The 18,271-nt window shown below is 72.2% G+C and carries 11 protein-coding genes; 6 read left to right on the top strand and 5 right to left on the bottom strand.

Features of this window, described 5'->3' with window-relative positions; genetic code table 11:
• Positions 1 to 687 carry an HAD family hydrolase gene (locus G3I54_RS29500; protein WP_164618902.1) on the top strand — a complete coding sequence of 229 codons (687 nt, stop codon included), beginning with the start codon at positions 1 to 3 and terminating at the stop codon, positions 685 to 687.
• Positions 688 to 1,038: 351 nt separating this feature from the next.
• On the opposite strand, the gene G3I54_RS29495 is transcribed toward G3I54_RS29500, so the two are convergent.
• The gene (locus G3I54_RS29495; protein WP_164618900.1) at positions 1,039 to 1,593 is read right to left on the bottom strand and encodes a DJ-1/PfpI family protein; all 555 of its coding nucleotides are present in this window, start codon (positions 1,591 to 1,593) and stop codon (positions 1,039 to 1,041) included.
• Between the two features lie 433 nt (positions 1,594 to 2,026).
• On the opposite strand from G3I54_RS29495, the gene G3I54_RS29490 reads away from it, so the two are divergent.
• Entirely contained in the window at positions 2,027 to 7,009 is a 4,983-nt protein-coding gene (locus G3I54_RS29490; protein ID WP_164618898.1) for an NAD-glutamate dehydrogenase, read from the top strand.
• A 196-nt stretch (positions 7,010 to 7,205) separates the two neighbouring features.
• Here the strand turns inward: G3I54_RS29490 and G3I54_RS29485 are convergent, their stop codons facing one another.
• Complete coding sequence (locus G3I54_RS29485) at positions 7,206 to 7,997, bottom strand: ABC transporter ATP-binding protein (RefSeq protein WP_164618896.1); 792 nt, start codon at positions 7,995 to 7,997, stop codon at positions 7,206 to 7,208.
• Positions 7,990 to 8,922 carry an ABC transporter permease gene (locus G3I54_RS29480; RefSeq protein ID WP_164618894.1) on the bottom strand — a complete coding sequence of 311 codons (933 nt, stop codon included), beginning with the start codon at positions 8,920 to 8,922 and terminating at the stop codon, positions 7,990 to 7,992. The genes G3I54_RS29485 and G3I54_RS29480 overlap by 8 nt, the downstream gene beginning before the upstream one ends.
• A 156-nt stretch (positions 8,923 to 9,078) precedes the next feature.
• On the opposite strand from G3I54_RS29480, the gene G3I54_RS29475 reads away from it, so the two are divergent.
• Positions 9,079 to 9,687, top strand: coding sequence for a TetR/AcrR family transcriptional regulator (locus G3I54_RS29475; RefSeq protein WP_203687356.1), 609 nt, complete (start codon positions 9,079 to 9,081; stop codon positions 9,685 to 9,687).
• Positions 9,688 to 9,778: 91 nt separating this feature from the next.
• On the opposite strand, the gene G3I54_RS29470 is transcribed toward G3I54_RS29475, so the two are convergent.
• Together G3I54_RS29470 and G3I54_RS29465 are read right to left on the bottom strand one after the other, a co-directional pair.
• The gene (locus G3I54_RS29470) at positions 9,779 to 11,014 is read right to left on the bottom strand and encodes a hypothetical protein (protein ID WP_164618892.1); all 1,236 of its coding nucleotides are present in this window, start codon (positions 11,012 to 11,014) and stop codon (positions 9,779 to 9,781) included.
• Between the two features lie 85 nt (positions 11,015 to 11,099).
• Positions 11,100 to 15,053 (bottom strand): CDP-glycerol glycerophosphotransferase family protein, encoded by a 3,954-nt coding sequence (locus G3I54_RS29465; RefSeq protein WP_164618890.1) that lies wholly within the window; start codon positions 15,051 to 15,053, stop codon positions 11,100 to 11,102.
• Between the two features lie 101 nt (positions 15,054 to 15,154).
• Between G3I54_RS29465 and G3I54_RS29460 the strand changes: the two genes are divergently transcribed.
• The 3 genes from G3I54_RS29460 (at position 15,155) to G3I54_RS29450 (ending at position 18,120) form a co-directional block, all read left to right on the top strand.
• Positions 15,155 to 16,330, top strand: a complete 1,176-nt coding sequence (locus tag G3I54_RS29460) for a CDP-glycerol glycerophosphotransferase family protein (protein WP_164618888.1) — start codon at positions 15,155 to 15,157, stop codon at positions 16,328 to 16,330.
• A gap of 117 nt (positions 16,331 to 16,447) precedes the next feature.
• On the top strand, positions 16,448 to 17,206 hold the full coding sequence (locus G3I54_RS29455; protein ID WP_164618886.1) for a methyltransferase domain-containing protein: 759 nt from the start codon (positions 16,448 to 16,450) through the stop codon (positions 17,204 to 17,206).
• An 11-nt stretch (positions 17,207 to 17,217) separates the two neighbouring features.
• The gene (locus G3I54_RS29450) at positions 17,218 to 18,120 is read left to right on the top strand and encodes a TylF/MycF/NovP-related O-methyltransferase (protein ID WP_203687355.1); all 903 of its coding nucleotides are present in this window, start codon (positions 17,218 to 17,220) and stop codon (positions 18,118 to 18,120) included.
• The last annotated feature ends 151 nt before the right edge of the window (positions 18,121 to 18,271 follow it).

Here is an 18,271-nt window from a genome sequence, read left to right as displayed (position 1 = left end):
ATGACTTCCGGGACGACACGCACACATCTGGTCTGGGACTGGAACGGCACGCTGCTCGACGACACCCATGCCGTCATCCAGGCGACGAACGCCGCGTTCGCGGAGGTCGAGCTGGCGCCGATCACGCTGGAGCAGTACCGGGAGATGTACACGATCCCCATACCCCGGTTCTACGAGCGGTTCCTGGGCCGGCTGCCCACCGAGGCCGAGTGGGAGCGGATGGACGACATCTTCCACCGGTACTACGCGGAGCAGCGGGTGGCCTGCGGGCTGACCGCCGGGGTGGAGGAGCTGCTGCACCAGTGGCAGCGGGCCGGGCGCAGTCAGTCGCTGCTGAGCATGTACGGGCACGAGCAGCTGGTGCCGGTGGTGCGGGGGTACGGCATCGAGCCGCGGTTCGTCCGGGTCGAGGGGCGTACGGGGCCGTCCGGCGGGAGCAAGGCGCTCCACATGGAGCGGCACTTCGCCGCGCTGGCCGGGGTGGGGGGCGTGGACGGGTTCTCGCCGGAGAACGCGGTGGTCATCGGGGACGCGCTCGACGACGCGGTGGCGGCGGCGCATGTGGGGGCGCGGGCCGTGCTGTACACGGGTGGGTCGCACAGTCGGAGCAGTCTGGAGGGGGCGGGGGTGCCGGTGGTGGACAGCCTGGGGGAGGCGGTGGCGTTGGCGGAGACGTATTCCGCGTAGCGGGTGCGGTGTGCCTTGGTGCGGTGGTGCGGGGTGCGGTGGTGCGGGTTTTCGGGGCGCTGCCCCGGGCCCCGGTCCTCAAGCGCCGGACGGGCTGAAACGATGTCCTCAAGCGCCGGACGGGCTGAAACGATGTCCTCAAGCGCCGGACGGGCTGGAGAGGTGCTCGGGCGGGCTGGGGATGTGCCCTGCGGCCCGGAGATGGCTGAGCTGAAAGATGTCCTCAATCGCCGGACGGGCTTGAGGGGGCGCCGGATGGGCTGGAAGGTGTGCTCGGGCGGGCTTGAGGGGGCGCTGGGCGGGCTGGAAGGCGTGCCCGGATGGGCTTGAGGGGGTGCGTGGTGGGTGGGGTTACCGGGTGCGGAGTACCTTCAGGAACTCTCGCATCCAGGCCGCGTGGTCCGGCCAGGCTCTCGATGAGACCAGGGGGCCGTCCACCACCGCCTCCGTGTCCTGGAACGTTGCGCCCGCGCTCTGCATGTCCGGCTCCAGGGCGGGGTACGCCGTGACGGTGCGGCCGCTCAGGTTGCCGGTGGCGGCGGTGATCAGGGGGCCGTGGCAGATCTGGGCCACCGGGCGGTCCGCGGAGAAGAAGGCGCCGACGATCTTCCGCAGCTCGGCGTTGTTGCGGAGGTATTCGGGGGCGCGGCCGCCGGGGATCACCAGGGCGATGTAGGCCCCGGGGTCGACCTCGGAGAAGGACAGGTCGGCGGGCCAGGTGTAGCCGGGCTTCTCCGTGTACGTGTCGAAGCCGGGCTCGAAGTCGTGGACCACGAAGCGCAGCGTCTTGCGTTCGGGGGCCGCGATGTCGACCTCGTACCCCTCCTCCAGCAGCCGCTGGTACGGGTAGAGGACTTCGAGCGATTCGGCGGCGTCGCCGGTGACGATGAGGATCTTCTGCGACATGGCGGGCTCCTCGGGGCCGGTGGCCCCGATGGCGTGTCGAGGGCCTGAATCCGTGCGGTAAAAGACAGATTGCCCCGGTTTCGGGAGTTCGCCAAGGCGGCGCGGCGCACTGTCCAGAGTGTCAAAGTTCGGGGGGTTCTTTTGTACACAAGCGGCTCATGACGCGGTGGGGTGCGAGGGCGATAGCCTGGTGCCGTGATCAGCGCGATACGCCTCGGGGGCAGCGAAGCCCCCGGCCGCCGCCCGGAGTGCCACAGCACCCGGGCGATCCGCGATCTTCCGACTCCGGACCGGCCGTCAAAAATGGCCCATGTGGTCCCGGGGAACTCTCGAAGCGGCATAGCGTCGACCCAGACCGGAAACCCCGCGTCGTGGCGGTACGTCGCTTTTCTCACCTACGTCACGCAACGGCGCGCGACAGGAGCCAGAGGACATGCAGACCAAGCTGGACGAAGCCAAGGCCGAGCTGCTCGCAGGGGCCGCCAAGGTAGCTGAAAACGGTCCGGGCGGTGGTGTCGGTGGCCCGGGAGGTGTCCCCCGGGCGCGCGTTGCCGCTGCCGGGGCCGACGCGAGCGACCGTCCCGGCCAGGACACGGTGCTCGCCTACCTCCAGCGCTACTACCTGCATACGGCTCCGGAGGACCTCAGCGGCCGTGACCCGGTCGACGTCTTCGGCGCCGCCGCCTCGCACTACCGGCTGGCCGAGAATCGTCCCCAGGGCACCGCGAACGTCCGGGTGCACACCCCGACCGTCGAGGAGAACGGCTGGACCTGCAGCCACTCCGTCGTCGAGGTCGTCACCGACGACATGCCCTTCCTGGTGGACTCCGTCACCAACGAGCTGTCCCGGCAGGGGCGCGGCATCCATGTCGTGATCCACCCCCAGGTCACCGTCCGCCGCGATGTCACCGGCAAGCTCATCGAGGTCCTCTCCGGCGGACCCGGCACCCCGAAGCCCGGTGAGAAGGCCGAGCTGCCGCACGACGCGCTCGTCGAGTCCTGGATCCACGTCGAGATCGACCGCGAGACCGACCGCGCCGACCTCCAGCAGATCACCGCCGACCTGCTGCGCGTCCTGTCCGACGTACGGGAGACCGTCGAGGACTGGGGGAAGATGCGCGACGCCGCCCTCCGGATCGCCGACGACCTGCCCGGCGAACCGCTGGACGACCTCGCCGACGAGGAGGTCGAGGAGGCCCGCGAGCTGCTGCGCTGGCTGGCCGCCGACCATTTCACCTTCCTCGGCTACCGCGAGTACGAGCTCAAGGACAGCGACGCGCTGGCCGCCGTGCCCGGCACCGGACTCGGCATCCTGCGCTCCGACCCGCAGCACAGCGAGGACGAGGCCCACCCGGTCAGCCCGTCCTTCGACCGGCTGCCCGCCGACGCCCGCGCCAAGGCCCGCGAGCACAAGCTCCTCGTCCTGACGAAGGCCAACAGCCGGGCCACCGTGCACCGCCCCAGCTACCTCGACTACGTCGGCGTCAAGAAGTTCGACGCCAAGGGCAACGTCATCGGCGAGCGGCGCTTCCTCGGGCTCTTCTCCTCCGCCGCCTACACCGAGTCGGTGCGCCGGGTGCCCGTCATCCGCCGCAAGGTCGCTGAGGTCGTCGAGGGCGCGGGCTTCTCGTACAACAGCCACGACGGCCGCGACCTGCTCCAGATCCTGGAGACCTACCCGCGCGACGAGCTGTTCCAGACGCCCGTCGACCAGCTCCGCTCCATCGTGACCTCCGTCCTCTACCTCCAGGAGCGCCGCCGGCTGCGGCTCTACCTGCGTCAGGACGAGTACGGGCGCTACTACTCCGCGATCGTCTACCTCCCGCGCGACCGCTACACCACCGGCGTGCGGCTGCGGCTGATCGACATCCTCAAGGAGGAGCTCGGCGGCAACAGCGTCGACTTCACCGCCTGGAATACCGAGTCGATCCTCTCCCGGCTGCACTTCGTCATCCGCGTCCCGGCCGGCACCGAGCTGCCGCATCTGACGGACGCCGACGCCGACCGGATCGAGGCCCGCCTCGTCGAGGCCGCCCGCTCCTGGGCCGACGGCTTCCAGGAAGCGCTCAACGCCGAGCTGGGCGAGGAGCGCGGCGCGGAACTGCAGCGCCAGTACGGCCACTCGTTCCCCGAGGGCTACAAGGCCGACCACTCGCCGCGCGCCGCCGTGGCCGACCTGGTCCACCTGGAGACCCTCAAGCAGGGTGAGAAGGACTTCGCCCTCAGCCTGTACGAGCCGGTCGGCGCGGGCCCCGGCGAGCGCCGCTTCAAGATCTACCGGACCGGCGAGCAGGTCTCCCTCTCCGCCGTCCTCCCGGCGCTCCAGCAGCTCGGCGTCGAGGTCGTCGACGAGCGACCGTACGAGCTGCGCTGCGCGGACCGCACCCACGCCTGGATCTACGACTTCGGGCTGCGGATGCCGCTGGCCAACGGCAACGGCGGCTACCTCGCCGATGACGCCCGCGCCCGCTTCCAGGAAGCCTTCGCCGCCGTCTGGAAGGGCGAGGCGGAGAACGACGGCTTCAACGCGCTGGTCCTCGGCGCCGGGCTGAACTGGCGGCAGGCCATGGTGCTGCGCGCCTACGCGAAGTACCTGCGGCAGGCCGGGTCCACCTTCAGCCAGGACTACATGGAGTCCACGCTCCGCAACAACGTCCACACCACCCGGCTGCTCGTCTCGCTCTTCGAGGCCCGCATGTCGCCGGGTCGGCAGAGCGCCGGCACCGAGCTGACCGACGGGCTCCTGGAGGAGCTGGACGGGGCCCTGGACCAGGTCGCCTCGCTCGACGAGGACCGGATCCTGCGGTCCTTCCTCACCGTCATCAAGGCCACCCTGCGCACCAACTTCTTCCAGCACACGGAGGACGGCACGCCGCACTCCTACGTCTCGATGAAGTTCGACCCGCAGGCCATCCCGGACCTGCCCGCACCCCGGCCGGCGTACGAGATCTGGGTCTACTCGCCGCGCGTGGAGGGCGTCCACCTGCGCTTCGGCAAGGTCGCCCGCGGCGGTCTTCGCTGGTCGGACCGGCGCGAGGACTTCCGTACGGAGGTGCTCGGCCTGGTCAAGGCGCAGATGGTGAAGAACACCGTCATCGTGCCCGTCGGCGCCAAGGGCGGCTTCGTCGCCAAGCAGCTCCCGGACCCGTCCGTGGACCGCGACGCCTGGTTCGCCGAGGGCATCGCCGCCTACCGCACCTTCATCTCGGCGCTGCTCGACATCACCGACAACATGGTGGCCGGCGAGGTCGTGCCGCCCGTCGACGTCGTCCGGCACGACGAGGACGACACCTACCTCGTCGTCGCCGCCGACAAGGGCACCGCGAGCTTCTCCGACATCGCCAACGAGGTCGCCGTCGCGTACGGCTTCTGGCTCGGCGACGCGTTCGCCTCCGGCGGCTCGGCCGGTTACGACCACAAGGGCATGGGCATCACCGCCCGGGGCGCCTGGGAGTCCGTCAAGCGGCACTTCCGGGAGCTGGGCCACGACACCCAGACCGAGGACTTCACCGTCGTCGGCGTCGGCGACATGTCCGGTGACGTGTTCGGCAACGGCATGCTGCTCTCCGAGCACATCCGCCTGGTCGCGGCCTTCGACCACCGGCACATCTTCATCGACCCGAACCCGGACGCCGCCACCTCGTACGCCGAGCGGCGCCGGCTCTTCGACCTGCCTCGCAGCTCCTGGGCCGACTACGACACGGGCCTGCTCTCCGCGGGCGGCGGCATCCACCCGCGCAGCGCCAAGTCGATCCCGCTCAACCCGCACATCCGCGAGGCGCTCGGCATCGATGCGTCGGTGAGCAAGATGACGCCCGCCGACCTGATGCAGACCATCCTCAAGGCCCCCGTCGACCTGGTGTGGAACGGCGGCATCGGCACGTACATCAAGGCCGTCTCCGAGTCGAACGCCGACGTCGGCGACAAGGCCAACGACGCGATCCGCGTCAACGGCGAGGACCTGCGGGCCAAGGTCGTCGGCGAGGGCGGCAACCTCGGCGCCACCCAGCTCGGCCGGATCGAGTTCGCCCGCAACGGCGGCCGGATCAACACCGACGCGATCGACAACAGCGCCGGTGTGGACACCTCCGACCACGAGGTGAACATCAAGATCCTGCTCAACGGTCTGGTCCGGGACGGCGACATGACCGTCAAGCAGCGCAACAAGCTGCTCGCCGACATGACCGACGAGGTCGGCGCGCTCGTCCTGCGCAACAACTACGCGCAGAACGTGGCGCTCTCCAACGCCTCCGCGCAGGCGCCCTCGCTGCTCCACGCCCAGCAGCGCTTCATGCGCCGGCTGGAGCGTGACGGCGCGCTCGACCGGGCGCTGGAGTTCCTGCCCGCCGACCGGCACATCCGGGAGCTGCTGAGCAACGAGACGGGGCTCAGCCAGCCCGAGCTGGCCGTGCTGATCGCCTACACCAAGATCACGACGGCGGACGAGCTGATCTCCACCGTCCTGCCGGACGACCCGCACCTGCAGAAGCTGGTGCACGCCTACTTCCCGAGCGAGCTGCGCGAGCGGTTCCCCGAGGCGGTCGACGGGCACGCGCTGCGGCGCGAGATCATCACGACGGTGCTGGTCAACGACACGGTCAACACCGCCGGTTCGACCTTCCTGCACCGGCTGCGCGAGGAGACCGGGGCGTCGATCGAGGAGATCGTGCGGGCCCAGTTCACGGCCCGCGAGATCTTCGGCCTGTCCTCGGTGTGGGACGCCGTCGAGGCGCTCGACAACAAGGTCGCCGCCGATGTCCAGACCCGGATCCGGCTGCACTCGCGGCGGCTGGTCGAGCGCGGTTCGCGCTGGCTGCTGGGCAACCGGCCGCAGCCCGTCGCCATCGCGGAGACCATCGAAGGGTTCCGGGACGGTGTCGCGCGGGTCTGGGACGAGCTGCCCAAGCTGCTCAAGGGCGCGGACCTGGACTGGTACCACTCGATCCTGGACGAGCTCACCTCGGCGGGCGTCCCGGACGAGCTGGCGGTGCGGGTGGCCGGGTTCTCCTCCGCCTTCCCGGCGCTGGACATCGTGGCGATCGCCGACCGTACGGGCAAGGATCCGCTGGAGGTCGCGGAGGTCTACTACGACCTCGCGGACCGGCTGCGGATCACGCAGCTGATGGACCGGATCATCGAGCTGCCGCGGGCCGACCGCTGGCAGTCCATGGCCCGCGCGTCCATCCGCGAGGACCTGTACGCGGCGCATGCGGCGCTCACGTCGGACGTGCTGAGCGTGGGGAACGGGTCCTCCACGCCGGAGCAGCGGTTCGTGGCGTGGGAGTCGAAGAACGCGGCGATTCTCGCTCGGTCGCGGTCGACGCTGGAGGAGATCCAGGGGTCGGACGCGTTTGATCTGGCGAATCTGTCGGTGGCCATGCGGACCATGCGGACGTTGTTGCGTACGCACGCGTAGTTGTTGGCGTACGTCTGTGGGGGCCGGTGCCGTTGGTGGCGCCGGCCCCCTCGGCGTGGGGTCCGTCCTCAAGCGCCGGACGGGCTGAACCGATGTCCTCAAACGCCGGACGGGCTGGAAAACTGGAAAAGATGCCCTCAAGCGCCGGGCGGGCTGGAAGTGGCCGGGCGGGCTGGGATGGCTGGGGCGGAGTTGGTTACTTCCGGTTGGTGAAAGTCTCGTACGCTGCCACTACTTCCTTTGCCGGGCCGTCCATCCTCAGTGTGCCCGCCTCCAGCCACAGGGCCCGGTCGCAGGTGTCGGTGATCGACTTGTTGCTGTGGCTGACCAGGAAGACCGTGCCCGCCTCGGCTCGCAGTTCCTTGATGCGGTCCTTGCTGCGGCGCTGGAACTTCGCGTCGCCCGTCGACAGGGCCTCGTCGATCAGGAGTACGTCGTGGCTCTTGGCCGCCGCGATGGAGAAGCGGAGCCGCGCGCCCATGCCCGAGGAGTACGTGCGCATCGGCAGCGTGATGAAGTCGCCCTTCTCGTTGATGCCGGAGAAGTCGACGATCCCGTCGTAGCGTTCGCGGATCTGCTCGCGCGTCATGCCCATCGCGAGTCCGCCCAGCACCACGTTGCGTTCGCCGGTCAGGTCGCCCATCAGGGCCGCGTTCACGCCGAGCAGCGAGGGCTGGCCCTGGGTGTGGACCCGGCCCTGGGTCGGCGGAAGCAGGCCCGCGACGGCCTTGAGCAGCGTCGACTTGCCCGAGCCGTTGGAGCCGATCAGGCCGATCGCCTCGCCCTTGTACGCGGCGAAGCTGACGCCCTTCACGGCGTGCACCTTGCGGGCGCCGGGCGTCGCGCGGCGGGTGGTGAGCCGGCTGAGCGCCGAGGTGGCGCTGCCCCTGCCCTTACGGGCGCCGTTGACCGTGTACGTGATGTGGACGTCGTCGACGACGACGGTCGGGACGCGCCGGTCCCCGGGAACGTTCTCGGTGTCAGCCACGTCCGTACGTCTCCTCGGCCTTCCAGAAGTACACGAATCCGGCCACCCCGCAGAGCAGTGCCCAGCCCAGTGCCGCCGCCCACACGTGCGCCGGCAGCCCGCTGTAGCTGTCGATGAGCGCGTACCGCATGAGGTTGATGTAGATCGCCGCCGGGTTGTACTCCAGCAGCACCAGCACCGCGTGCGGTACTCGGTCGCCGGCCAGCAGATGGTCCAGGCTCCACATCACGCCGGATGAGTACATCCAGGTCCGCAGCACGAACGGCGTCAGCTGCGCGATGTCGGGGGTCTTGGCCGTCAGCCGGGCCATGACCATCGACAGGCCGGTGTTGAACAGTGCCTGGAGGGCCAGCGCCGGGATCGCCAGCAGCCAGGACGGCCGCGGGTACTGGCCGAACACCAGCAGGATCAGGGTCAGCGCCCCCAGCGAGAACAGCAGCTGCTGCAACTGCTGGAGCGCCAGGGCCACCGGCAGCGAGGCGCGCGGGAAGTGCAGAGCCCGCACCAGGCCGATGTTGCCGCTGATCGCCCGGGTGCCCGCGGTGATCGAGCTGCTGGTGAAGGTCCAGATGAAGACCCCGGTGACCAGGAACGGAACGAAGTCCTCCACCCCGCGCCGGGTGTCCATCAGGACGCCGAAGATGAAGTAGTAGACGGTCGCGTTCAGCAGCGGCGTCATGATCTGCCAGATCTGGCCGAGCTTCGCCTGGCTGTACTGGGCCGTCAGCTTGGCCGTCGCGAACGCGGCGATGAAGTGCCGCCGCCCCCAGAGCTGCCGGATGTACGCGGGCAGCGAGGGCCGGGCGCCGCTGACCGTCAGGCCGTGCCGGGCGGCCAGGGCGGCCAGCTCACCGGGTGCGTAGGTGGGAACGGCCTGGTCGGGGGTGCTCGCCGGGGTCGGCGGAGCTGCTGTCTGGCTCACCACGAACGATCGCTTTCGACGGAAGCGGAGGGGGAGGGGACGGCACGGTCCCGTAGGGACGCCCTCGTTGGGACGGGACCGTATCGTCGTAACGCTGAGAGTAGGACGCTTGTACGTCGCAACGCAACCGTTTCGTCGCGGCCGACTATCATGCGGGCCATGACCACCGAACGGGGAACCCGCCGCCGCGCCCCCGCAGGCGCCGCCGTCCTGCGTGAGGACGTGACGGACGCCATCCGCGCCGCCGTCTTCGATGAACTCGCCGCGGTGGGGTTCGCCCGGATGTCCATCGAGGGCATCGCCCGGCGCGCGGGCGTCGGCAAGACGGCCGTCTACCGCCGCTGGAAGTCCAAGCTGGCGCTCGTCCTCGACCTGGTCGCGGCCGTCGCCGCCCAGGGGATGCCCGCCCCGGCCACCGGCTCGCTGTACGGGGATGTGCGCGCCGTCCTGGAACTGGCCGCCTACGCCCTGCGCCACCCGGTCGCCTCGCAGGTCATCCCGGACCTGCTGGTCGAGGCGGCCCGCAATCCGGAGATCTCCCAGGCGATCAAGGCCGCGCTCCTGGACCAGCAGCAGGGCGTCGCCGCCGTGGTGGTGCGGGAGGCCGTGGCCCGGGGGGAGCTGCCGGAAGGAAGCGATCCGGACCGGGCGCTCGACCTCATCGTCGGACCGCTGTACTGGCGGCTCGTCGTCGTCCGCGGCGAACTGCCCAAGGGCTACCTGGACGATCTGGCCGCCTCGGCGGTCGCCGCCCTCAAGCACGCCTGAGGATCTTCCGTGGCCTCAATCGCACCTGAAGCTTCTCAACGCCCTCAAGTGCGCCTGAAGACCCTCAACGCCCTCAAGCACGCCTGAGGGCTCACCCCGCTGCCGGCACCCGCGCCAGCACCTCGCCCGTGCGCGGGCCGAACGCCAGCACCGTCGCGTTCTCGGGCAGCCGCTGGAAGCGGGTCAGCAGCAGCCACCGCACCCCGTACCGGGCGGTGATCCCGTCCCGCCGGGCCTGCGGGGTCGACGTGTCGAGGTAGGCGGCCACCGCCCGGCTCCTCTCCCGCCGCTCCGTGGTCGCGAGCCCCGCGTCCGGCAGTGCGTCGGCCAGTACGTACGCCCCGTGCCCGGCCAGCGCGTACATCGCCGGGCGGCTGTCCGTGAGGACCACCTCGCCCGGAGGCACGTACGCGGTCGCCCAGGCGTACGGCTCCCCGGCCGCCCGCACCCCCTCGGCCGCCGGAGGCCCCGTGGTCCGGCCGTCGGCGGGGGTCCGCTCGGCGGTGAGCCCGTTGTAGTACGGCCACAGCGCCGCCACGGTCACCGCGCACACGACGGCGAACGCCCACCGCCACACGGCCGGCCGGATCCGGGTCCGCGTCCGGATCGCGATCAGGGCCAGGCACCCGATCGCCGCGCCGATCGCCGTCGGCGGGTGGACCAGCAGGACCAGCCCGAGCAGCACCCCGATCCCGGCCGCCTCCGGCCACCGGGGCGTCCGGCCGGGCTTCGGATCGCCGGGGCGCGCGGTCCGGGCGGCCACGTGCCCGGTCCACGCCCACAGGTGCAAGGTGACCGCTACCGCGAACGTGCTCGGCGCGCTCCACCGGGCCGGGTCCGCCCAGTGGATCAGGGCGAGCGGCACCAGCAGGAGCACCGGCACCCAGCGGCTCGGGGTCAGCAGCCGGGTGAGCCGGCCGATCCCGGTGAGCAGGAGCAGCAGGTTCACCGACGCGGCCAGCGCGACGACGGACGAGCCCGAGAACCCGGCGGCGCGGGCGGCCAGACCCTGGAGCAGCGCGTACGGGGAGTAGTGCGCGCTCGCCACGGCGGGCAGGTCGGTCATCGGGAACGCCGGGTGCAGCAGGTTCACCCGCAGTCGTTCGACGACCGCCGCCTGGAGCCCGGCCTCGCAGCACAGCGGAGCCTGCCAGGCCGCCGCCGACAGCACCGCCCACAGCAGCCCGCCCAGCACGAGGTACGGCGACGGCAGCCACAGCGGCGGCCGGGTCGCCCTGTCGCCCCCGCCTCCGGTCGCGGCGGGCGGGAGGCCGGTGGGCGGCAGGTCGGAGGACGGGGCGGAGGAGGCAGCGGAGAAGAGGGGCACGTCTCATGGGTTCCGTGCGGCGGGGCCGTTCTCCCCGCCGCCACTCGTCCGGGGGATTCCGGTCGACGGTTCCCCGACGCCCGCCCTAGGGCGCGTCCGCCAGGAGGCGGTCCGCGACCCGGGCCGCCGCACCGCCGTCGTCCAGGTCGCAGTAGTCGCGGCGGAAACTCTCGTACGCGTCGGCGTGCCGGGCCGCCAGCGACCCGGTGTCGCGCAGCGCCTGCGCCACCTCGTCCGTCGTGACCAGCAGCGGCCCCGGAGCCCGGGTCTCGAAGTCCAGGCAGAAGCCGCGCACGGTGTCGCGGTAGTGCTCCAGGTCGTACGTGTGAAAGAGCATCGGCCGGCCCGTCAGCGCGAAGTCGAACATCAGCCCCGCGTAGTCCGTCACCAGCACATCGGCCACCAGCAGCAGCCCGGCCGCCCCCGGGTGCCCGGACACGTCGAGCACGCCGGGTCCGGTCGGGACGCCGCCGGTGACCCGGGGGTGGCGGCGCACCAGGACCGTGTGGCCGGGGCCGAGTGCCCGCACCAGGGCGTACGGGTCGAGCGCCGGATCCCAGCGGTACGGGCCGGGGGCCGCGCGGCCGGCGGAGGCGGCCGGGGGGTGGGCCAGGTGGTCGCGGTAGGTCGGGGCGTACAGCACGACGCGGTGGTCCTCCGGGAGCCCGAGCCCGCGCCGCACCTCCTCGGCGGCCTTGTCCCGGGCGGGCGGGAACAGCACGTCGTTGGCGGGCGACCCGGCCTCCAGCACCTCGCCCTCGTACGCCAGCGACCTGCGCAGCCACGGGGTGGCGAAGCGGCTGGGGGAGACCAGCACCGACCACTGGGCCGACCGCTGCGGCAGGGTGGCGAGGTACTGGTGGTCGGCGTAGAGGGTGTTCGCCAGGCCGCCGCCGAACCGGCCGAGCGGGGTGCCGTGCCAGGTCTGGACGACGGTCTGCCCCGGCCGCCGCTCGAACCACCCGGGCAGCTGCTCGTCCGTGACGATCCGGCGGGAGCGGGCCAGCGCCTCGTACCAGGCGGCGCTGTGCAGGGGGACGGCCCGCGCGCCGGGCGGGACGTGGGTGATGCGGCCGGGGGTGGTACCGGTGACCCACAGGTGTTCGGCCTCCGTGCCCCGGCGCACGAGCTCGGCGTGCACGGCGCGTGGGGAGTCGCCGCCCGCGTAGAGGACGGTGTCGCGGAGCGGGAGGGTTGTGCGCCGGTCGCTGTAGTGCGTGGCGCGCAGGAGCCGCCTGCCGTACGCACTCCGCCCGGCGGCCGCCGTCGGCGAGCCCGGCCCGGCCCCCGGCTCCGGCTGCGCGATCACGGACAGCCGGTCGCCGTGCCTCCGCTCCAGGCGCAGCGCGCCCTCGCCTCCGGCACAGGGCAACCGCGCGGCGGCGGAGCCGAGGACGCGTACGGGGCGGCCGTCCAGGCGGAGCTCCCAGCGGCCTTCCGGGAGCGGCGGGGCGATCAGCGCGGAGAAGCGGCCCGGGGTGGTGGCGGGGTGCCGGGGCGGGGAGCCGGCAGCTGCGTCGGTACTGGCCCCGGCCTCGGACCCGGCCTCCGCCCCGGCCCCGGCCTCGGTACCGGCCCCGGCCTCGGTACCGGCCCCGGCCTCGGTACCGGCCCCGGCCTCGGTACCGGCCTCGGTACCGGCCTCGGCCTCGGACCCGGCCTCGGATGCGGCCCCGGCCTCGGATGCGGCCCCGGCCTCGGACCCGGACCCGGCCTCGGACCCGGACCCGGACCCGGCCTCGGACCCGGCCCCGGCCCCGGCCTCGGATGCGGCCCCGGCCTCGGACCCGGACCCGGCCTCGGACCCGGACCCGGCCTCGGTACCGGCCTCGGATGCGGCTGCCCCTGCGTCGGCCCCGGCCTCCGCCTCGGCGTCGGATGCTGCCCCAGCCCCAGCCCCAGCCCCAGCCCCAGCCTCGTCCGAAGCCCCGTCAGCCCCGCTTGCCCCGTTCACGACGGCCTCCGTGACCGGGACCGTCTCGTGCAGCGTCTCGTGGCGCAGGACCAGGCGGCTGCCGTACGAGGACGTGGACGCGGTCCCCGTACCGGCGTACGCCCCCCGGATGCGTACGCCGCCCTCCGGCGTGCACTCCACCTCGTCCGCGTACGGCAGCCCCGCCAGGTCCAGCACCAGGTCGCCCGCCGGGTCCGCGTACGCGGGCGGCGGCAGGTCCGGGGCGGCGGGCAGCGGCACGCGGCTGCCGTCGGCGAGCAGCAGCCGGACCCGCCACCGGGCCCCGCTCGCCGCCTCGACCTCGCGGGGGGCCCGGTGCGGGGCCGGCGGGGCGTCGGCGAGGTCGGCGAGCGGAACCCGCACCCTGAACGCGACCCCGTTCGCCTGGTCCACCGCGTGCGCCTCGTCCTCGTACTCCACCGGGCAGGAGCGCTCTTCGCTCCCGTCGCGGGTCAGCAGCAGTGCCGTGGGCCTGCTCCCGCCGAAGTGCCGGCCCGTGATCTCCAGCGGGCATCCCTCCGTCTCGACCGCCCGGTGGCCCTCGGCCAGTGCCCGCAGCCGTGACACGGTCAGCCGGAGCCGGCCGCCCCGGTAGTCGAGCACCGCCCGTTGCCCGTCGCCCAGGTCGTGCGTCAGCGGCTGGTCCGCGCCCGCGTCCGGTGCGCGCACCGCCACCCGGCGGACCGCCCCGGGCCCGGCGACGACCAGGCCCACCAGCCAGCCGCCGCCCCCCGCCGTCGCGGGCAGCCGGTCCGGGTCGAGGACCATCTCGAAGCCCGCGTGGCCGTAATCGTGCAGTTCCTGACCGGAGTTCACCGTCGCCTCGGGCGCGGAAACGGAACGCACCGGCACCGGCCGCACCTGCCGGCCCCGCTCCGCCCGGACCATCCCCACCGTGAGCCGCTGCCGGGCGGAGGCGGCGGGAAGGTTGCGCAGATACGCGTACCCGCGCAGCCGCAGCTTCCCGTCCGCGCCCCAGCGCGCCTCCAACAGCCGCGCCACCGCCGGGATGTCCGTGCGCGTGAGCCGGGCGCTCGCGCCGCGCACGCCGGGGTACACCGCCCGCCGTCGCCCCGGAAGACCCTCCACGGCGAACGTGCCCGCCCCGTTGGCCCGCTCGAAGGCGAGGACCTCCAGCAGCTCCGCCAGGCGTCGCTCCCGTACCAGCTGCCACTTGATGCGCAGCTCCACCGGCAACCCCTCCAGCACCTCGGGGCCCGCCCGGTCGACGAAGGCCCCGGCCCCCTCCAGGAACGCTGCCCGGTACGCCTCGCCGCCCATCGGCAGGCCGTCCAGGAAGTACCCGAAGTCGTCGCGCAGACAGGACGCGTCGTACGCCCGCCGCTGTCCCGCGTCCCGGCCGCCCAGGAACGCGCTGACCTGCTCGCACGCGGCGATCCGGTCCCGTACGCCCGTGACGTCCGTCCGCCGCCGGGTGATCGAACCTTCTCGCACCCGCCAGTAGTAGACGTGCTCGGCGAGGACGTCGACCGAGCCCGCGAGATAGTGCGCGGGGATCATCACCGGGGTGTCCTCGTACAGCCTGCCCTCGGGGAACGCGAAGCCGTGCGCTTCCCAGAAAGAGCGCCGGAACACCTTGTTCCACGCCACCCGGTCGGCCAGCAGACGCGGATCCCGGGTGATGTGCGTACGCGCCCCGGTGCCCGTCAGCCAGCGGTACTGCCAGGCCTGCTGCCGCCCCTGCCCGGTCAGCCGCCACACATTGCCGGTCACCAGATCGGAACCGGTCGACTCCAGCGAGCCCGTCATCCGCTCGTACGCGTCGTGCACGACGATGTCGTCGCTGTCGGCGAACGCCAGGTAGGGAACGGTGGGGGTGGTGTGGCGGACGCCGGTGTTGCGGGCGGCGCTCAGCCCGGCGTTCTGCTGCCGGACCAGCCGGAAGCGGCTGTCCCGGGCGGCGAACTCCGCCGCGATCCGGGCGCTTCCGTCCGTCGAGCCGTCGTCGACCATGACCACCTCGATCGCTTCGAGGGTCTGTTCCGCCACCGACCGCAGGCAGTCCTCAAGGTAGGCCTCGACGTTGTGGACGGGGACGACGACGCTGAGGAGGGGTGGCTTCATGTCCTGGTCAACACAGGGTGGCTCGCGGGGTCACCGGCGCTGACCCGAACGGGTGAACGCGGGCCCTCGGCCGCCCGGACCCGCGATTACGCTCGGCTGCCATGCCCACCAGAGCTTCCGTGAAGCGGTTCGTCCGCCGCCAGGCCATGCGGGCCGTCTACCGCACCGACCTGCACCGCCCGCTCGACCCGAACCTCGCCGTCTACGGGGCGTACTGGAACCGGGGCGTCGCCTGCAATCCGGCCGCGATCCACGCCAAGGCCCGCGAACTGGCCCCGCACATCCGGGGCGTGTGGGCCGTCTCCTCCCGGCACCGCGACCGGATGCCCGCCGGTGTGCCGTACGTCATCGAGGGCTCGCGCCCCTACTGGCGGGCCATCGCCACCGCCACCTATCTGGTCAACAACTCCAGCTTTCCCGGCGGATTCACCAAACGGCCCGGTCAGCGCTATCTCCAGACCCACCACGGCACCCCGCTCAAGACCATGGGGCTCGACCAGCGCGCCTACCCCGCCCTCGCCCGGAAGACCGACTTCGACAAGATCCTCGCCCATGTCCGGCAGTGGGACTTCAGCCTCTCCGCCAACCCGCACAGCACGGAGGTGTGGGACCGCGTCTACCCGGGCGCGTACGAACGGATCGACCTCGGCTACCCCCGTAACGACGTCTACTTCACCGCCACCGCCGACGACATCGCGAAGATCCGGGCCGAGCTGGGCATCGCCGAAGGACAGACCGTCCTGCTCTACGCCCCGACCCACCGCGACTACCGCACCGGCTTCGAACCCGACCTCGACCCGGAGCGGCTGGCGCGTGAACTCGGCCCGGAATACGTGGTGTTGGTCCGCGCCCACTACTTCTACGGGCGGTCCGCCGGACTCGGCGAGAGCGCGCCGACCGGGCGCGTCATCGACGTCACCGCGCATCCCCGGGTCGAGGAACTCTGCCTGGCCGCGGACGCGTTGATCGCCGACTACTCCTCCCTCATCTTCGACTACGCCTGCCTGGACCGCCCGATCGTCGTCCACGCCCCCGACTGGACCGCCTACCGGGCCGCGCGCGGCACCTACTTCGACCTGCTCTCCGGGCGGCCCGGCGACACCCCGGGGCCCGTCACCACCACCCGCGAACAGCTGGCGGAGGTGTTCCGGACGGGAGAGTGGCGCTCGCCCGCTTCGGCGGCGCTGCGCACCGCGTTCCGGGAGCGGTTCTGCCCGTACGACGACGGGCACGCGGCGGAACGCGTCGTACGGAGGTTCTTCGCCCCGGCCGGGTGACCCGGGGCCGCGCCCGCCACCCGAATGGCCCACGACGCGCTCCCCGTGCCGATTCCTCCGCCCCGCGCGGTCGTTGTGCCCAACAGCTCGCTCACCCCGCCATGTTGGGAGACGTCCATGCACCGGTCCGCCTACGAGCAGATGGAACTCTGCATCAAGGAGTACCTGCCCGTCGAAGGGCCTGCCTCCGGCAACGGCGCGTACCGCGTCGTCGACCTCGGATCGCGTATCTCCGGCAAGCAGACCCGCACCCACCGGGCGCTCCTCGCCGGGCACCCCGTCGACTACTTCGGCGTCGATGTGCAGGACGGGCCCAACGTGGACGCCGTGATGAAGAAGCCGTATCGCATCCCCGCCCGCTCCAACAGCGCCGATGTCGTGCTGTCCGGGCAGGCGTTCGAGCACATCCCGTTCTTCTGGGCCTCCATGCTGGAGATCGCCAGGGTCCTGAAGCCGGGCGGGCACGCGTTCATCACCGCCCCCTCGCGCGGCCATGTCCATGACGCGCAGGACTGCTGGCGCTACTACCCCGACGGCTTCCGGGCGCTCGCCGCGCACTCCCGGCTCGAACTGCGCGAGGCCTACACCGACTTCCCGCCGCGGAAGGGCATCTGGCACGACTACCGGGCCATCGACAAGAAGGCCGCCTACTGGGGCGACTCCGTCGGCGTCTTCCGCAAGCCGCGGCGCTATCCGCGCCTGACCATGTTCGCCGTACGGGAGTTGGCCGTCTGGTGGGCGAACCGGGTCGGCGGCGTCGACTCCGTCCCGCTGCCCGCGCCGCTCGACGGCCGCGCGGAGTGCGGACGCCCGAAGGCCGTGCCCGTACAGGCGCCCTCGCTCGAACAGGACCCGCCGCGATCAATGGCAGGTTGACGAAAGGTGACATGCGCCACAAACCGCGCGTACTGTCCCGGGGCATGGCTTGGCGCAACGCCGTCAACGGCGTCCTTCAGCAGCTCACCGGATATCAGCTCAGGCGCGTCACGGTGCCCGCCGCCCGTACCGCTTCCGCCGGTCCCGCAGCGGCGTCGGCCGCCGCTCCGGCCGTCGCCCCCGCCCCCGCTCATGTGCCCCCGGCGGCCGCGAAGCCCAAGGCGAGGAAGCCCTCCCCGGCCTTCCCGCAGGACTACGACGACGAGGCGAAGGACATCATCCGGGCGGTCAAGCCGTACTCGATGACCTCGCCGGAGCGGCTCAACGCCTTCATCCTCGCCACCCGGTACATCGCCCGGCACGACATCCCGGGCGACATCGTCGAGTGCGGCGTCTGGCGCGGCGGTTCCATGCAGGCCTGCGCCCGGACCCTGCTCTCCGTCGGGGAGACCGAGCGCGACCTGTACCTCTTCGACACGTACGAGGGCATGACCCCGCCCACCGCCGAGGACCTGCGACGCGACGGCCGGCCGGCCCAGGAGCTGCTGGACGCCCAGGGCAAGGACCGGCCGATCTGGGCGGTCGCCTCGCTGGAGGACGTCAAGGCGGGCTTCGAGCATGTCCCGTACCCGAAGGAGCGCGTCCACTACGTGCAGGGCCGGGTCGAGGACACCGTCCCCGCGCAGGCCCCCGAGCAGATCTCCATCCTGCGCCTGGACACCGACTGGTACGCCTCCACGAAGCACGAACTGGAGCATCTGTACTCCCGGTTGGTCAGCGGCGGAGTCCTCCTGATCGACGACTACGGCTACTGGCAGGGATCGCGGCAGGCGGTCGACGAGTTCCTCGACAAGACCGGCGAGCGGCTCCTCCTGCTGCGGATGGACGAGGGCCGGATCGCCGTCAAGCCCTGACGCCGCGCCCCGAGGCCCGAGCCCTTCACGGCAGCGCCAGAGCACCGAGCCCCGTGCCCTTTCCGGTACGGGGCTCGAACGCGCTCCCGGCACGCCCCCGGGCACCCGACTCCGCCCTCCGCGTCACTCGAACGGACCCCCTCGGGTGACC

Origin of the sequence: Streptomyces sp. SID14515 (assembly GCF_010548505.1) — a bacterium.
Classification (GTDB): Bacteria; Actinomycetota; Actinomycetes; order Streptomycetales; family Streptomycetaceae; genus Streptomyces; species Streptomyces caviscabies.
This window is presented reverse-complemented; position numbering and strand designations above follow the sequence as displayed.

Coding starts and splice junctions, on each gene's coding strand:
- G3I54_RS29500 (WP_164618902.1), top strand. CDS start 1: ATGACTTCCGGGACGACACGCACACATCTGGTCTGGGACTGGAACGGC.
- G3I54_RS29495 (WP_164618900.1), bottom strand. CDS start 1,593: ATGTCGCAGAAGATCCTCATCGTCACCGGCGACGCCGCCGAATCGCTC.
- G3I54_RS29490 (WP_164618898.1), top strand. CDS start 2,027: ATGCAGACCAAGCTGGACGAAGCCAAGGCCGAGCTGCTCGCAGGGGCC.
- G3I54_RS29475 (WP_203687356.1), top strand. CDS start 9,079: ATGACCACCGAACGGGGAACCCGCCGCCGCGCCCCCGCAGGCGCCGCC.
- G3I54_RS29465 (WP_164618890.1), bottom strand. CDS start 15,053: ATGAAGCCACCCCTCCTCAGCGTCGTCGTCCCCGTCCACAACGTCGAG.
- G3I54_RS29460 (WP_164618888.1), top strand. CDS start 15,155: ATGCCCACCAGAGCTTCCGTGAAGCGGTTCGTCCGCCGCCAGGCCATG.
- G3I54_RS29455 (WP_164618886.1), top strand. CDS start 16,448: ATGCACCGGTCCGCCTACGAGCAGATGGAACTCTGCATCAAGGAGTAC.
- G3I54_RS29450 (WP_203687355.1), top strand. CDS start 17,218: ATGCGCCACAAACCGCGCGTACTGTCCCGGGGCATGGCTTGGCGCAAC.